Source organism: Candidatus Neptunochlamydia vexilliferae (genome assembly GCF_015356785.1).
In the GTDB taxonomy this organism is placed as follows: domain Bacteria; phylum Chlamydiota; class Chlamydiia; order Chlamydiales; family Simkaniaceae; genus Neptunichlamydia; species Neptunichlamydia vexilliferae.
In genome coordinates this window covers 14,615-28,725 of the sequence record NZ_JAAEJV010000002.1, presented here as the reverse complement: position 1 = coordinate 28,725, position 14,111 = coordinate 14,615, and the positions used below count along the sequence as shown (strand labels likewise).

Below are 14,111 nucleotides of genomic sequence, written 5' to 3'. Positions count from 1 at the left end.
GGTACATGCGACAGCTGCTGATCAGCGCCGCGCTTTTCTTGACTTGCTCTCTTTGGGGAGACCTATCCGAAGGTTTTAACCGGACGGGGATGTTTCTTTACTATCTCATGGAAAGAAATGAAAATACTGTCATCTCCCCTCTAGCGATCAACGCCTCTTTACTCACCACCTACGTGGGAGCCAAAGGGACCACCGCCACCGAGATCAAAAAGGGGCTTAACCTCACCCTTTCTCAAGAAGAAGCGGGCCCTGCTTACCAAGCTCTTGTGGGCAAACTGATGCAAGGGGCTCAAAAGCTCCGGGTGGGAAACAGCCTCTGGGTTCCTGTTGGGACAAATGTCCTTTCCTCTTACAAAAGTGTCATCAAAAAAGACTTTGAAGGAGAGATCCGCAATATCAACTTCGAAAGGCCTGGCGCTGCTGTTGGAGAGATTAATCAATGGGTCTACGACCGCTCCTATCAAAAAATTGCCCACTTCCTTTCTCCCTCTGAGATCCCTCGGAGCGCAAAAATGCTCCTTCTCAACAGCCTCTTTATCGTCGGCAATTGGGAAAGTCCCTTCCCCACTCAAAATACGGGCTCTCGCCCCTTTCAAACAGCAGGTGGAGAGACGATTCAGTGCCCCATGATGAAACAGATCGCTCCCCTCTACTACTTCGAAGATGAAAAGAGTCAGATTGTTGCCCTCCCCTTAGAAAACATCAATGCCCGCCTCGCGTTTGTCCTCTTCCTCCCCAAGGAAAAAGGGGAGCTCTACAACTTTTTCTACGCTCAAGATGAGAAAGCCCCTGAAGACTTTTTGGCCTACTTAAACAAGCTCCAAAAACGGTCTATTGAGCTCACCCTTCCCAAGTTCATCATCAGTCACAAGCTCAACCTTACCCCGTTACTGCAAACGTTGGGGATCCGAGATGCCCTCACGAAAGAGGCCGACTTTTTGGGAATCGACGGAAAAAAAGATCTTCGGATTAGCAAAGCCTTTCATGAAAGTGTCCTCTCAATCGATGAGGGGGGCATTTTCGCAACGGCAGCACCCAGTAGCGCCTTTAGCTTGGAAAAAGAAGCAGCTGACCTTTCAGTAGAGGTCAATCGCCCTTTTCTGTATGCCATCTATGACTTTGATTCAAAGCTTCTCCTCACCTTAGGAGAGTGTTTAAACCCAACCCAAACAGGAATCATGGAGGTCTTGAAAAAACCATGAATCGTTGCGCCTTTTCTCTGACTTCTTATGGCATAAGCGATGTCGGTCTTGTGCGGAAAAATAACGAAGATATCTTCCTCAACATGAAGGAGCATGCCTTTTTTGCTTTGGCCGACGGGATGGGAGGACACAATGCTGGAGAAATCGCTGCCAAAGAGGCGGTCCGATTCGTCTCCGCCTCGATCGAAGAACTCTTCATCTCAAGGGAAAAAGAGTGGGATATTTTTGATCTTTCCTCTTTTAGCAAGCTTTGCATTGAAAATGCCAATAGCTGGGTCCACCACCTCGGGACTAAAAAAAGGGATTACCAAGGGATGGGAACCACCCTCTGCACCCTCCTCTTCCACGAGCGCTCCCTCATATATGGCCATGTGGGCGATAGCCGCGTTTACCGCCTCCGAGGTGGAACCCTCGAACAGCTCACCCTCGATCACTCCCTATCCAATGAGATGCTTGCTCAAGGGCAAGTCTCTAAAGAAGAATTAGAAAAGCTCCCTAAAAATGTCTTAACACGGGCGATCGGCACCCAAAACGATGTCGAAGCCGAAATCCATATTGCCCCCGTAATGACCAATGATATATACTTGGTCTGCAGCGACGGTCTCACCGACCAGGTGAGCGACAAAGAGATCGCTGAGATTTTAAAAAATGCCAAGGATATCAAAAGTGCTACGACTCAGCTCGTCGAAAGAGCCAAACAAGAGGGGGGTCACGACAACGTCACTGTCGTAACAATCAAAGCTAATGAAAAAGAGAATCTATCTCGACAATAATGCCACAACACCGCTTGATCCCACCGTCCTAGATGCGATGATCGCGGAGCTTGCTGCCTTGCCTCATAACCCCTCCAGCTTCCACTCCTTTGGACAAGAAGGGAAAAAGGTCTTGTCACAAAGTCGCAGTACAATTGCCAATTGCTTAGGGGTCAAATCGAGTGAAATCCTTTTCACCTCTGGTGGCACCGAAGGGCTCAACCTCCTCATCCGCGGCCTCGATACCCGCCACATCGTCACCACCGCCATCGAACATGCCGCCATTCACCATACCGTGGAAAGTTTAAGTGCCCAGGTGACCACCCTCCCCGTTGATACTCACGGCGCTCCCTATCCAACAACCCTTCCCGCAGGGGCAACCCTTCTGATCCTTTCTGCCGTCAATAGCGAAACCGGTGTTAAGATCGACCTCGAAACGTGGGCCTCCCTTGCCAAACGGGCCGGTATTCCCTTCATCGTCGATAGCGTCGCCCTTCTAGGTAAAGAGCCCTTCACCATTCCCGATGGGGTGACCGGCATGGCCTTTTCGGCTCACAAATTTCATGGCCCGAAAGGGGTCGGTTTTATCTATCTTCGCACAGGGACACCGTTAACTCCCCTGATCACCGGCGGTGGCCAAGAAAAAAACTTGCGCGGCGGCACCGAAAACCTCCCCGCCATTGTCGGAGTGACCCGCGCCATCGAGCTACTGACAGAGGAAAATCCCTTCCCCTACCTCCAGTCACTCAGAAAGCTTTTTGAGTCAGAGCTCCTGCGAGAGATCCCTGACCTAGAAATTAATGGGGATGGCCCTCGAATTGCCAATACCAGCAACCTCTACTTTCCTGGAGTCGAAGGAGAGTCGCTCCTCATTGCCCTCGATATGGAAGGGATCGCCGCTTCCCACGCCTCGGCATGCGCCTCTGGCGCCCTTGAGCCTTCCCGCATCCTCCTCGGCATGGGCTACTCCAAAGAACGTGCTGCCTCCTCTTTGCGCTTTTCCTTTTCAAGGATGAACACCCCTGAGGAAATAAAAAAAGCGACCGAAACGGTCGCTTCTCTCGTCAAAAGGCTTAGGATGCCTTTCTTGCAGATATAGCCTTCCAGCGCCAAATCCCCAAGGCTACTAACCCCAGTAAAACTAAAAGGGCTATCATCTGAGTCTTATTAATCATTGGTCCTTCATCGCCCTTAATTTTTTGGTTGGAGGGTGAGTTAAAAGAGACAGAAGGGAAAGACTTGCTTTTAGAACATCTAAATCTCTGATGTTGTTTGCCTTTGCTTGTCTGTTCTTTATTTAATTTGCTTTGAAAAAATTTCAATACATCCCTAGTATCTGTCCTGTTTAAATGGAGCTTTTTTCCATTTGTGCTTGATGAAGGGAAAAGATCTTTATTTTTTTCTCCAAATTTATTAGCAATAAAGACTTGTATTTCTTGATCGTCACAGCAATTTAAAGCTTTATTTAACAAAGGCAGAGAAATCGTATGGTGCTTAATAAAAAGGGCACTAATTCCTTTTATATTTTCTTTTTCATTCTTGGTTTTTGGATGAATCGAGCATAAGTATTTAAAAAGCTCGGCTTCGTTGTCTATATTTTTAACAAAATTTTGCAAGCTAATTGAAGTCAGCCCTTTCTCAATGGCAAACCTTAAGAGGGATCTTATCTGCTCATCAGGATTCTCCTTCCACCTTTTTCTGAAAAGGCCGGAGATACAATTTTTTAGCGTCTCATTGTTACAAAGATCTAAAACGTTGTGAAGGCTACCTTTTCCACTGAAAGCAACTAATATTAACTGTTCTTTGCAAAGGTATTTAGCAAGCTTTAAGGCCTCTTCAATATTCTCATCATTTGCACCAACAGTATCTGCTAAATAGTGTAAAGGTGACCAACCTTTTATCTTATCTACGATGGGTACTAATTGGATCTTTTCTATTAAAATTTGGGCCTTAGAGTACAACCCTTCTGAAATCAAATCGGGCAAAAGGTTATCCACTTGATGAAACTTGCTATAATTCTTTTTTGCCTTTTCAATCAACTTGTCCTTCGAAAGGGTTTTTATCTCCTCGACTAAGTTAAGGGAAGACGGGTTAGGACAAGAGAAGTTATTAATAGGTGAAATACTTGACATGAGATTTTCCGGTTATTTACCGAGTGATTATCACATACTATCCATTTAATAGGAATATCTAATTTAAAGAACGAATGAGGATGGTGCGGCCGGCAATCAGTGAGCTCTCCTCTACGGAGAGCTCGAAAGCCTCGATGCGGATGGCGTCGCCCCGGTCGGGGCGGTGACCCATCTCTTTTTCCATGAGATCTTCGAGAGTCGCTCCCTCTTTGGAAATGGGGAGGTCGATAGCGAGCCACTGGTTGATGTTGACAACGGGAGTACTTCCAGGAAAGGAGCGGTCAACAAGGATTTTTTTTCGTATCTCGGGGGCATACTCCCCAAAGGAGATCCAGTCATCCCTTTCTCCAAAGATTTCATCAACAACGGCGTCAAGGGTGAGGGTGCCGATCGCTTGGCCTCGCTCGCTGAGGACAATGGCAAGGCTTTGGTTGTTGCTGCGAAACTCTTTAAGGATATCGAGAATGGTATTTTTCTCAGTGATGAACCAAGGAGAGCGGGCGTGGGAGCGTAAGGGGGTTTCGTCAGGAAGGCGGAGGAGGTCGCGGGGATAGGCAATGGCAACGATGTTTTTCGGGTTTTTATGGTAGAGAGGGACGAAGGGAAAGGGCTGAAGGCCAAGCCGCTTTTTCAGGGCAGCGACCGTTTCTTGGGCAGGGAGGGTTTTCATCTCCCCTAAAGGATCCATGAGATCTTTGGCCGTTTTGTTTTTGAGGGAAAAGATATTCATGAGGACAGGGTCGAGCTTTTCTTTCGGGCTATCATCCCTTTCTTCGATCGCTTTTTGAAGCTCTTCTCGTGAGAGGTAGAGGCCGGAGCGGGTTTTCACGCCAAAGACAAAGTTGAGGAAGCGGCATAGAAGATCGAGGAGGAAGATAATGGGGCGGAGGATAAAGGAGGTGAGATAGAGGATGGGGATCCCGAGCATGCAGACGTTTTCAGCGTAGCGGCGGGCGGCAAACATGGGGGAGAGTTCGGCAAAGATGAGGACAACAAAGATCTGGGAGATGGGGGCCCAGTCGGGGCTGAGCTCGAGGGCGGCATAAAAGCGGCGGGCACACTCGGAACCAAACTGCATGGCGGCATTGACACCGATAAGGGTCGTTCCAAAAAGGCGGGTGGGGTTATTCAGAAGGGAAGAGAGCCACTTGGCCCGCCGATTCCCTTGGCTGACATAAAATTGGAGGCGGACCCGGTTAAAAGAGACCGAGGCCATCTCAAGCATCGAGTAAAACCCTTGCACAATGAGCGAGGCGATCACAAGGAGGAGGAAAAAGGTCCATTCACTCATGCTTTTTTATCCCTTTGAGGCGACGGATGTAAACGCGGCGGACCCGGTTGACATCGGAGGCAAGGACATGGAAGAGAAATCCGTGCCGCTCGATCTTGGTTCCACTTTTGGGAATGTCCCCAAGCTCTTCGGTGAGCCACCCCCCGATCGTTGCCATGTTATTGGGACTCTCTAAGTGGTAGTCGAAGATCTCTTCAAACTCGATGAGCTCGAGTTTTCCACTAGCGATAACGATCTCTTCTGAAGGGCGGGTGTAGTGACTTTTTTCATCGCGCCGATCGACGATTTGACCCACAACCGTTTCAACGAGATCCTCTAGGGTGATCAGCCCTGAGATGGAGCCATATTCGTCAACCACCATGACGAGGGTCTCTTCGAGTTTGTAAAACTGTTTGAGAAGGGCCCGGCTCAGCATCGACTCGGGAACAAAGTGGGGCTTGCGAAGGAAAGGGACGATGTCATGAGTCCTTTTAAAGCGGTCCCGATGGAGGAAAAAGCTGCCACTCGTCATGATCCCTAAGACATTTTCTAGATCTCCATTACACACAGGAATCCGGGTACACTCTTCATCGACAAAGAGGTGGATGAGCTCTTCTAGGGGGCGGTTAATATCGAAAAAGAGGACTTCATTTCTTGGACACATGAGCTCTTTAACAAGGTCTTCCTCCAGGTTGAGATAGCCGCGGACAAGTTTTGCCTCTTCGGTGGTCACCGCCCCCTTTTCTTGGGAGGTACGGAGCGCGAGTTTGAGCTCTTCGATAGCAATCTCTTTTTCGCGCCTAAGGTAAAAGAAAAAGAACTTAGAGATCCAGGTGGTGACCCACGTAATGGCATCGCGGAGCGGTTTTAAGAGCCACTCAACCCCTCGCAGGAAGGGGGCGGCTTGGTAGGCGATCCAGGTGTTTTTCGGATAGGCGATCGACTTGGGGATCACCTCTCCAAAGATGAGGGTGAGGAGGAGGGGAATACCTACGGTGAGCGTCCAACTAGTCAGGGAGCCAAAAAGGCCCGAAACCACGTTTTGAACAAGGATGTTCATCACCACGTTGAGCATAAGGATGGTGACAAGGAGTTTGCGAGGCTGAGAGAGGAGACGGGCAATAAGATGTCCCCTCTTATCTTCCCCTTGGCGGAAGGCCCGCACCTTCATCGATGAGAGGGAAAAAAGGGCCGTTTCTGAAGCGGATAGAAAACCAGAGGTAAAGATCAGAACAGCTAAGAGGATAATGAGAAAGGTCATTCAAATACCACTTTGCGCTCTTTTTCAGCAACGACACCGAGCTTTTCTTTTAGCACGAGCTCGAGCCACTCGGGGTCTTCCCCTGCTTCCATCCTTAAAAGAAGTTCCTCTTTTTCTTCGAGAGCTCGCTCTTTTGCCAAGGTCAATCGCTCTACTTTTTCTTTTAGGATCGCAAGGTCCCGGTTTTTCTTATGAATCGCCTGAACATAGACCGCCCATACCATTGAGATAAAGGCGATCACCCACCAGTTTCTAAGGAGCGTTTTCATTACATGGTTGGGACAGTGATCCCACGCTGCTTCATATACTTTCCTGCCCGGTCTGCATAAGAAATTTCACACAACTGCTTAGCCTCAAAGAAAAGGACCTGGGCAATCCCCTCATTGGCATAAATTTTAGCCGGGAGGGGGGTGGTGTTTGAAATCTCAATGGTGACATGTCCTTCCCACTCAGGCTCGAAAGGGGTGACGTTGACGATGATTCCGCAGCGGGCATAGGTCGATTTCCCTAGGCAAATGGTGAGACAATTTCGGGGAATGCGGAAGTATTCAACGGTCGATGCCAAAGCAAAGGAGTTGGGAGGAATGATGCAAGCATCTCCCTCGATGTCGACAAAGGCATCTTCGGTAAAATTTTTCGGATCGACGATCGAATTATGAACGTTGGTAAACACTTTAAAGCGGTTCCCTACACGTACATCATACCCATAACTCGATAGCCCATAGCTGACAATTTTTCGGTCTTCGACACTTCTCACTTGAGAATCAACGAAAGGTTCGATCATCCCCTCTTCGAGGGCCATTTGTCTAATCCATTTATCTTCTCGCAAACTCATCCGTATCCCTTGGTTAGATTTTTTCTCTTTTTTATAGCGCTTGAAATCCTTTTCCTGCTACTATTTTCTCATATGAACCCAGATAAAATATTGACCGCATTATGACAAAACCACCTTTTGTAGAATCCTCCTGGACAAAGAGAGATCAAAAACTTGAGCAAACGCTCCGTCCCCAATCCTTAAAAGACTTTGTTGGGCAACCTGCTGTAAAAGAGAAACTCGAAGTTTTCATCGGCGCTGCTAAGCAGCGAGGCGAAGCTTTAGGCCACTCTTTATTCTGCGGCCCTCCAGGACTGGGGAAAACAACCCTTGCAAATATCGTTGCCTGCGAGATGGGAACGAGCCTCATCACGACCTCAGGCCCTACCATAGAAAAGCCTGCTGACTTGGCAGGAATTTTAACCAATTTAAAGGAAGGGGACATCCTCTTTATCGATGAGATTCACCGCTTGAATAAGACGGTTGAAGAGTACCTCTATCCGGCGATGGAAGACTTTACCCTCGACCTCCTCCTTGACTCTGGCCCTCAAGCCCGCAGCGTCCAGGTCAAGCTCAACCCCTTTACCTTGGTAGGGGCAACAACGCGGATGGGCCTCTTAAGCGCCCCTTTACGCTCCCGCTTTGGTTTTAACTGCCGCCTCAACTACTACGATAGCGATATCGTTTCAGAGATCCTTTCCCGCTCCTCATCGATCCTTAGCGTTGAAATTAATAGCGAATCGATCTTTGAAATTGCCCGCCGCGCGCGCGGAACCCCACGGATTGCCAATAACCTTCTCAAGTGGGTCCGTGACTATGCCCAGATGCGTAACGACAATAAGCTCGATAAAATCGCCACACGGACCGCTCTTGAGATGCTCGACATCGACTTCCGTGGCCTTGACGAGATGGACAAGCGGATGTTAGAACACATTATCGACCATCACCAGGGAGGCCCGGTCGGCATCAGCACGATTGCAACCGCCCTTGGAGAAGAGGCAACAACCCTTGAAGAGGTGAACGAACCCTTCCTTATCATGCAGGGACTTCTGAAGAGAACCCAACGAGGAAGAGAGGCAACAAAACTTGCTTACCAACACTTAGGAAAAATATGAGCCTATCCACAAATTCCAATACCCTTCCTTTCGATGCTTTCTGCCGCTTTTTGGAAGCTGATTTCTCGGCCTTGTCTTGTGGACAATGTCCTCAAATCAGTTTCCAAAAATCTGCTAGAAATCAATTCAAAATTAAGAGCATTGTAACTTATGGATAGGTTCATGAAACAATTTCTATTTCTTTTTATCCTCCCCATTTTCGCTTTTTGTGCGCCAGCTCCACAGGAGGAAAAACCTGCAACGATCAAGGTCCTTCTTGAGAAAGAGTCGGAAGGGATCCTCTTAGAAGCGCGGGGCCCCTTTGCCGTTTACAATCCTGAAAATGGAAAGCGGGTAAGCTCGGGACGGTGGGGCAAGCGGTTTTACCTCTACCCCCATGAAGAAGGGATCAAGTGGGGTGAAAATTTCCTAGGGATTTTCCAACTTCAAGTGGTTCCGACAAGTGCCAACACCACTTTCCTAGTGGACGGCGTCCAATACCGAGGAGCCATCGAAATCTACCACGTCGAGGGAAAGCTCAGTGTCATTAACGAAGTCGATGTCGAAAGCTATGTCAAGGCCACCCTCTCAGAAAAGGTCGGGGAAAACCTCCCCATCAACGTCATGGATGCTCTCGCGATCATCGCTCGGACCGATGCCTATTACCGGGCCCTTTTAAACTATGAGAGTTTTTGGCACGTCACAGCCGACGCTGTGGGCTATTCGGGAATGGGGCTTACCCTTCAAAACATTGGGGTTGACCGGGCCGTTGACAACACCCGCCACCTAGTGATGACCTTTGAAGAGCAACCTTTTCCCAGCTCCTGGACCGAAAACTGCGCTGGAAAAACGGCCAGCTACTCTTCGATTTTCCGAAAAAATACCACCACCCCTGCAGGTGTCGCATCCCCTTACGTTGGAAAAGGGCGACAAGATAGCCACTGGTCGCTCACCATCGAAACGCAAGAGCTTGCCAAAGTGGTCAAAACCAACCGGGTGACAGGGATTGATCTTTTTGTCGACCACCCCTCAGGCAAAGTCTACGCCACCCGCCTCCACGACGGAAGTCATGAGGAAAACATCGACTTTACCACCTTGCAAGAGGCTATCGGCGCCGATAAGCTCAAAAGTAACGACTTTAACGTGAGCATCAAGGGAAACATCGCGATCTTCGAAGGGTATGGCGTGGGACCAGGGGTGGGCCTTTGCCTCTATAGCGCCAAGCAAATGGCAGAGCGGGGTGACGATGCCCCTAAGATCCTTGCCGAGTTTTTCCCCAGCACTCAAGTCGAGAAGATGCGCGCTTATCCTGAAGCGATCATCTCCGAGAAGAAAAGCTCTTTTGTCTCCCCCAAAAGGAAAAAAGTAGAGAAGAAAAAACATAGACTCCTCCATAGGTAATATGAAAAAACCACTGATTGCAAAAAACAAAGCCAAAGCCCTTTCGTCTGCCCTCCTTTTGATCGGGCTGGCCATTATCTTCTTCACCGAGTCCTGGTGGCCGGCGATTATGCTTGTCATTGGAGTGCCCCTAGCGCTCAAGCAGTTCCTCTGGGGACGGTTAAGCGACGCCTTCCTCACCCTCTTTGTCTTCGTCGGCTTTTTCATCATCGCCCAGTTTAACATCTCGTGGAAGGTTCTCCTTCCCGTCCTCTTCATCATGGCAGCGGTCTACATCCTCTGCAAGGAGTGGGTCACCACGGTCTCCAAAGAAGAGAGTGCCGGCAATGATGACAACACGATCGAAGTCGACACCAATGATGAAGAAAAATAGGTGCCAAACAAAAAAAACGCGCAAGTTTTTTATTGATAAAAAGTCAATAAGCAAAGTAGTATAACCTTTGTTTATTAGCTTAGGAGGCCCAAAATGTCATGCTCATCAATAAATGCCACCAAAAAAACCCACCTAGTTTATAGTCCTTCTATTACAAATAAGAAAGCAATTCAAGAGAACCTCAAAACCATTTACAAACATCTCCCCTCAACAAGGTTGAAACTAGCAATTGCCGATATAGACAAAGGTAATATAACGCCTTTTTTCTCTATAGAAAATTTAGGCAAAACAAACTTAGAAAATCTGTATACCCACCTAACTGAATCGTTTTATTTTGACAACGAAATAAAAAAACTTGCCAAAAGCAAGGAACAATTTAGAGATTTAGACATAGCATTCTCCCAGCTTATTAAGCTAAGTGCTTATATCAAGGAAAACATCGACGCTTGGATGGATACTAATTTAAGTATATTCTGGAACGACCATCTTCGACCTCTTTTGGAGGACCAAAATCAAGAAAGCAAGGAAGCCAAGCAGATCCGTGAATTAATACAAAAAAATAAGAATCATCTAAATAAAATAAAGTATTTAGATTTAATGGGATCAAAAATGACAATTATTCCAAAAGAAGTCAATGAATTGGAAAATTTAGAGCAGGTTATTGCAGACCACTCTGATATAGCCAGTTTTCCACGCGTTTTTGATGGGCATAGAAACGAGATAAAGGTTTACTTCAACTGAGCCTGGACCACCTTCGTTGCCAAGCAACTAATGGGGACCATCAGGGAATAAAGATCCTTAAACTTCTCTCTTTTAAATCAGCTGAAATGCGAAAAAGACCATTTGGCTCAAGTTTATCAAGAATGGCTTTTTGCTCATCGAGGCTTAGGCTATCCATTTGCTCTTCCTTGCCCTGATAGCATTGCTTGGTATCGATTACGATTCTTGCTTTCTCAGCAAAGCTGACTCGGTCAACCTCCATGTTGCTTACAGGAATGATGATCTTGGTTTTCTCCCATAGTTCATTCGTAAGCAGTTCTAGCCTTGCTTGGAGTTGCTCTTCTTCTCTTTCAAAAATAAGGCGAGCGTTTACTGTATTAGCAACTCCAACCGAAAAATACCATTGTGTAACTCTAGTAGTGGTAGACATCTTTAACCTCCGGTGATGGCACGGATACCGCGGAAGGTATAGTAACCAAAGGCGCGGACGGTATAGTCGGCAGCCCGGCCAGCCGACCAGACCATCCAAGACTGCCCATTTTCGATCGACTGCACTTGGCTACGGGCCTTTTCCATCTCAGCAATGCGCGCTTCAAGCTCTTCTTGAGAGGGCTGGGTAAAAAATAGCCCCTTAAGGGTGAGAAGCCAGGGATGGGTGGTTTTGATCCGTTCGAGTTCGGCGATATGTTTAGCAAGCTCCCCATGGGGGAAACTTTGGAGAAGCCGAAAGGTCCGTTTATCGGTCTCAAAGTCAAAATTTCCTTCTTTAAAAAAGGGACGGGTATGGTGATTTTTGGCGCTGCCCGACTTAGAACTGACAATAAGATAGTTGGTATGGACAAAGGTGCTCTCCTCCCCTGTGAGATTCGAACTCCCCGTCCAGGTCACAAAGTCCTTCTCATGCTCCGCAAAGTTCAACTCGATGGTCGGTCTTTTTTCTAGGAGCTGGGCAATTTTTAGATGACGCCGCCACTCTTCAATCGTTGCAATATCGAGCTTGGGCGCACAATAGGCATAAAGGGAAATCTGCTTAAAAGGACACTTTGCTGTCGGGTCGAGAAGAAAGGCAACTGTCCGACTGGCATCGGCAGCGCCTAGGGAGTGGCCGATCACCTCTAACTTTTCAGAGTTTGTTTTCTCCAGCATTGCCCGCACCTGAGGGGCCATCTTAAGAAAAGAGCTTTTCCCCACCCCTGTTGGATCGAGATCGCGCTGCACACTTGCTGCTCCCTGAGTTCCCCGATAGACGAGAATCGCGGGATCCTTGGGGTCGGAAACAAGAGGGGTAAAGAGGTAGGCGTGGAACCCTTTCATGTGGACTTGACCCGCCACTTTGTAATAGACCAGCTTCCCCTTCTCTTCTCTAAAGATAGGCACCAAAGCTCCATCATGGACATTTTCAGGTCTCGTGTAGGCAATTCTTTTTGCAATGAGTTCGCGCGACGCTAAGAAAAACTCAGCGCGGGAACGGTCTCCTTTTTTTGCAAGCTGCCGCACAAGGTGGTCATAGTGGGTATAGGCAACGTTTCCATATCTATGGGTTCCGGTCCGATAGAGTTCTGCCCCCAAGGGAAGTTCTGTCTCTGGCAAGAGGACCTGAGTTCCATTTCTAAATAGGGTTAAAATCTGATTTTTCCAGTAGGTGGGAAGCCCTTGAAAATTGGTATTCCACCATAAACGAAGGGTGGGCATCTGCACCTGGTGCAAAATGGTCCAGGTGATCTTTCCACTTTTGATCTGGGCAAAGGCCTCCTCTAAGTCATCTAGAGTGACTTGATGGCCAATCGCTCCTAAAAACTCGATGCAGTGCTTCCGCTCAAGATTTTCAGGCCATTTTTTGGTTAAACCTGTCCCAATAATCCGGTCGATCAGCGTCGAACCAAACGCTTTTTTGAGCTCAGAAATATAAATTTCTTTAGAACCACCTGTTGCAATAATTGCCTTGAGTTCAACATGAAAAACTGAGGTCGAGGAAATCTCTTTAACCTCTTCCTGTTGAGGAGTTTGATCTATCTCCTCCGGAGGAATAAGAGGCGGATCTGAATCAACGGGTGGCACATTCATGGCACCGATTATAAAAACTTTTAAAGAAAGTAGTCAACCCCTATTGCTCTTTTGACAGCAGAAAGTGTTTTGGAGGCGGTTTCATTAGCCTTTTCGGTCCCCTTTTTAAGAATTTCCATGACACCGGCCTCATCATTTTCAAAATTGGCCCGTCTTTTATGGATCGGCTCGAGGAACTCCAGGAAGACTTCTAGTAGATATTTTTTGACCGTTCCATCACCCAATCCTCCCCTTTCGTAGTGGGTTTTAAGCTCGGCAATTTTCTCGAGGTCGGTTCCAAAGGCATCGAGATAGCTGAAGACGGGGTTTCCCTCGACCTTACCGGGGTCTTCCACCCTTAAATGGTTGGGGTCGGTGTACATCTTCTTCACCTTCTTGGCAACTTTATCGGGACCATCGCTCAGGTAGATCGCATTATTCAGTGATTTGCTCATTTTGGCTTGCCCGTCGATTCCGGGAAGGCGGGCAATTTTGGGGATAAGCGCTTTGGCTTCGACTAAAACGTCGCACTTGTAAGTGCGGTTAAAAGCGCGGACCACTTCATTGGTCTGCTCGATCATGGGCTTTTGGTCTTCTCCAACGGGAACGAGGGTCGCGCGGAAGGCGGTGATGTCAGCTGCTTGGGAGATCGGATAGGTCATAAAGCCGGCGGGGACACTTTCTCCAAACCCTTTTTGGACGATCTCTTGCTTCACGGTGGGGTTATGCTTCAGGCGGTTCCAGGTGACGAGGTTAAGGTAGTACATGGTGAGCTCAGAAAGGGCGGGGATGCATGACTGAATACAGAGGGTTGACTGGGCGGGATCGATCCCAACAGCGAGGTAGTCAAGGGCCACTTGAAAGACACTTGCCCGCACCTTTTCAGCCTCTTTAGCATGGTCGGTCAGCGCCTGCATATCGGCGATCATCACATATTGGTCGCAGCTTTCTTGCAGCTCGACGCGGGAGCGGAGGGAGCCGACAAAATGGCCCAAGTGGAGGGGGCCTGTGGGTCGGTCACCGGTTAGAATTATCTCTTTTTTTGCCAT

The 14,111-nt window shown here is 48.1% G+C and carries 15 protein-coding genes; 7 read left to right on the top strand and 8 right to left on the bottom strand.

All coding sequences use genetic code 11. The annotated features are described in order from the left end of the window. Nucleotides 1-5 precede the first annotated feature (5 nt). Genes NEPTK9_RS00700 through NEPTK9_RS00690 form a run of 3 tightly spaced genes read left to right on the top strand, consistent with a single transcriptional unit; the run spans nt 6 to nt 3,053 of the window. Nucleotides 6-1,202 (top strand): serpin family protein, encoded by a 1,197-nt coding sequence (locus NEPTK9_RS00700; protein WP_194846909.1) that lies wholly within the window; start codon nt 6-8, stop codon nt 1,200-1,202. Next, entirely contained in the window at nt 1,199-1,975 is a 777-nt protein-coding gene (locus tag NEPTK9_RS00695) for a Stp1/IreP family PP2C-type Ser/Thr phosphatase (protein ID WP_194846908.1), read from the top strand. Before NEPTK9_RS00700 ends, NEPTK9_RS00695 begins: the two co-directional genes overlap by 4 nt. Continuing rightward, nucleotides 1,947-3,053: a cysteine desulfurase family protein gene (locus NEPTK9_RS00690; protein ID WP_194846907.1), complete on the top strand. Its 1,107-nt coding sequence runs from the start codon at nt 1,947-1,949 to the stop codon at nt 3,051-3,053. Before NEPTK9_RS00695 ends, NEPTK9_RS00690 begins: the two co-directional genes overlap by 29 nt. On the opposite strand, the gene NEPTK9_RS00685 is transcribed toward NEPTK9_RS00690, so the two are convergent. The 5 genes from NEPTK9_RS00685 to dcd are packed head-to-tail and all read right to left on the bottom strand — an operon-like array spanning nt 3,028 to nt 7,452. Then, nucleotides 3,028-4,086, bottom strand: a complete 1,059-nt coding sequence (locus NEPTK9_RS00685) for a hypothetical protein (RefSeq protein WP_194846906.1) — start codon at nt 4,084-4,086, stop codon at nt 3,028-3,030. The two genes, NEPTK9_RS00690 and NEPTK9_RS00685, sit on opposite strands and share 26 nt — an antisense overlap. A 58-nt stretch (nt 4,087-4,144) precedes the next feature. Then, nucleotides 4,145-5,377, bottom strand: coding sequence for a CNNM domain-containing protein (locus NEPTK9_RS00680; protein WP_194846905.1), 1,233 nt, complete (start codon nt 5,375-5,377; stop codon nt 4,145-4,147). After that, nucleotides 5,370-6,617 (bottom strand): hemolysin family protein, encoded by a 1,248-nt coding sequence (locus NEPTK9_RS00675; RefSeq protein ID WP_194846904.1) that lies wholly within the window; start codon nt 6,615-6,617, stop codon nt 5,370-5,372. Before NEPTK9_RS00675 ends, NEPTK9_RS00680 begins: the two co-directional genes overlap by 8 nt. Further along, nucleotides 6,614-6,886, bottom strand: coding sequence for a hypothetical protein (locus tag NEPTK9_RS00670; RefSeq protein ID WP_194846903.1), 273 nt, complete (start codon nt 6,884-6,886; stop codon nt 6,614-6,616). The genes NEPTK9_RS00675 and NEPTK9_RS00670 overlap by 4 nt, the downstream gene beginning before the upstream one ends. Continuing rightward, nucleotides 6,886-7,452, bottom strand: a complete 567-nt coding sequence (dcd, locus tag NEPTK9_RS00665; protein ID WP_194846902.1) for a dCTP deaminase — start codon at nt 7,450-7,452, stop codon at nt 6,886-6,888. Before dcd ends, NEPTK9_RS00670 begins: the two co-directional genes overlap by 1 nt. A 101-nt stretch (nt 7,453-7,553) precedes the next feature. On the opposite strand from dcd, the gene ruvB reads away from it, so the two are divergent. From ruvB to NEPTK9_RS00645, 4 genes are all read left to right on the top strand, one after another. Beyond that, complete coding sequence (gene ruvB / locus NEPTK9_RS00660; RefSeq protein WP_194846901.1) at nt 7,554-8,546, top strand: Holliday junction branch migration DNA helicase RuvB; 993 nt, start codon at nt 7,554-7,556, stop codon at nt 8,544-8,546. Between the two features lie 162 nt (nt 8,547-8,708). Next, nucleotides 8,709-9,926 (top strand): SpoIID/LytB domain-containing protein, encoded by a 1,218-nt coding sequence (locus tag NEPTK9_RS00655; RefSeq protein WP_194846900.1) that lies wholly within the window; start codon nt 8,709-8,711, stop codon nt 9,924-9,926. Nucleotide 9,927: 1 nt separating this feature from the next. After that, nucleotides 9,928-10,299: a UbiA prenyltransferase family protein gene (locus NEPTK9_RS00650; protein ID WP_194846899.1), complete on the top strand. Its 372-nt coding sequence runs from the start codon at nt 9,928-9,930 to the stop codon at nt 10,297-10,299. Between the two features lie 93 nt (nt 10,300-10,392). After that, complete coding sequence (locus tag NEPTK9_RS00645) at nt 10,393-11,040, top strand: hypothetical protein (protein WP_194846898.1); 648 nt, start codon at nt 10,393-10,395, stop codon at nt 11,038-11,040. 40 nt (nt 11,041-11,080) lie between these two features. On the opposite strand, the gene NEPTK9_RS00640 is transcribed toward NEPTK9_RS00645, so the two are convergent. Genes NEPTK9_RS00640 through trpS form a run of 3 tightly spaced genes read right to left on the bottom strand, consistent with a single transcriptional unit; the run spans nt 11,081 to nt 14,111 of the window. Further along, nucleotides 11,081-11,449, bottom strand: coding sequence for a hypothetical protein (locus NEPTK9_RS00640; RefSeq protein ID WP_194846897.1), 369 nt, complete (start codon nt 11,447-11,449; stop codon nt 11,081-11,083). A gap of 2 nt (nt 11,450-11,451) precedes the next feature. Further along, on the bottom strand, nt 11,452-13,083 hold the full coding sequence (locus NEPTK9_RS00635) for an alpha/beta hydrolase family protein (protein WP_194846896.1): 1,632 nt from the start codon (nt 13,081-13,083) through the stop codon (nt 11,452-11,454). Nucleotides 13,084-13,103: 20 nt separating this feature from the next. After that, entirely contained in the window at nt 13,104-14,111 is a 1,008-nt protein-coding gene (gene trpS, locus NEPTK9_RS00630) for a tryptophan--tRNA ligase (RefSeq protein ID WP_194846895.1), read from the bottom strand.

Coding starts and splice junctions, on each gene's coding strand:
- NEPTK9_RS00675 (WP_194846904.1), bottom strand. CDS start 6,617: ATGACCTTTCTCATTATCCTCTTAGCTGTTCTGATCTTTACCTCTGGT.
- NEPTK9_RS00680 (WP_194846905.1), bottom strand. CDS start 5,377: ATGAGTGAATGGACCTTTTTCCTCCTCCTTGTGATCGCCTCGCTCATT.
- NEPTK9_RS00645 (WP_194846898.1), top strand. CDS start 10,393: ATGTCATGCTCATCAATAAATGCCACCAAAAAAACCCACCTAGTTTAT.
- NEPTK9_RS00685 (WP_194846906.1), bottom strand. CDS start 4,086: ATGTCAAGTATTTCACCTATTAATAACTTCTCTTGTCCTAACCCGTCT.
- NEPTK9_RS00690 (WP_194846907.1), top strand. CDS start 1,947: ATGAAAAAGAGAATCTATCTCGACAATAATGCCACAACACCGCTTGAT.
- NEPTK9_RS00640 (WP_194846897.1), bottom strand. CDS start 11,449: ATGTCTACCACTACTAGAGTTACACAATGGTATTTTTCGGTTGGAGTT.
- NEPTK9_RS00670 (WP_194846903.1), bottom strand. CDS start 6,886: ATGAAAACGCTCCTTAGAAACTGGTGGGTGATCGCCTTTATCTCAATG.
- trpS (WP_194846895.1), bottom strand. CDS start 14,111: ATGGCAAAAAAAGAGATAATTCTAACCGGTGACCGACCCACAGGCCCC.
- NEPTK9_RS00695 (WP_194846908.1), top strand. CDS start 1,199: ATGAATCGTTGCGCCTTTTCTCTGACTTCTTATGGCATAAGCGATGTC.
- ruvB (WP_194846901.1), top strand. CDS start 7,554: ATGACAAAACCACCTTTTGTAGAATCCTCCTGGACAAAGAGAGATCAA.
- NEPTK9_RS00635 (WP_194846896.1), bottom strand. CDS start 13,083: ATGAATGTGCCACCCGTTGATTCAGATCCGCCTCTTATTCCTCCGGAG.
- NEPTK9_RS00700 (WP_194846909.1), top strand. CDS start 6: ATGCGACAGCTGCTGATCAGCGCCGCGCTTTTCTTGACTTGCTCTCTT.
- NEPTK9_RS00655 (WP_194846900.1), top strand. CDS start 8,709: ATGAAACAATTTCTATTTCTTTTTATCCTCCCCATTTTCGCTTTTTGT.
- NEPTK9_RS00650 (WP_194846899.1), top strand. CDS start 9,928: ATGAAAAAACCACTGATTGCAAAAAACAAAGCCAAAGCCCTTTCGTCT.
- dcd (WP_194846902.1), bottom strand. CDS start 7,452: ATGAGTTTGCGAGAAGATAAATGGATTAGACAAATGGCCCTCGAAGAG.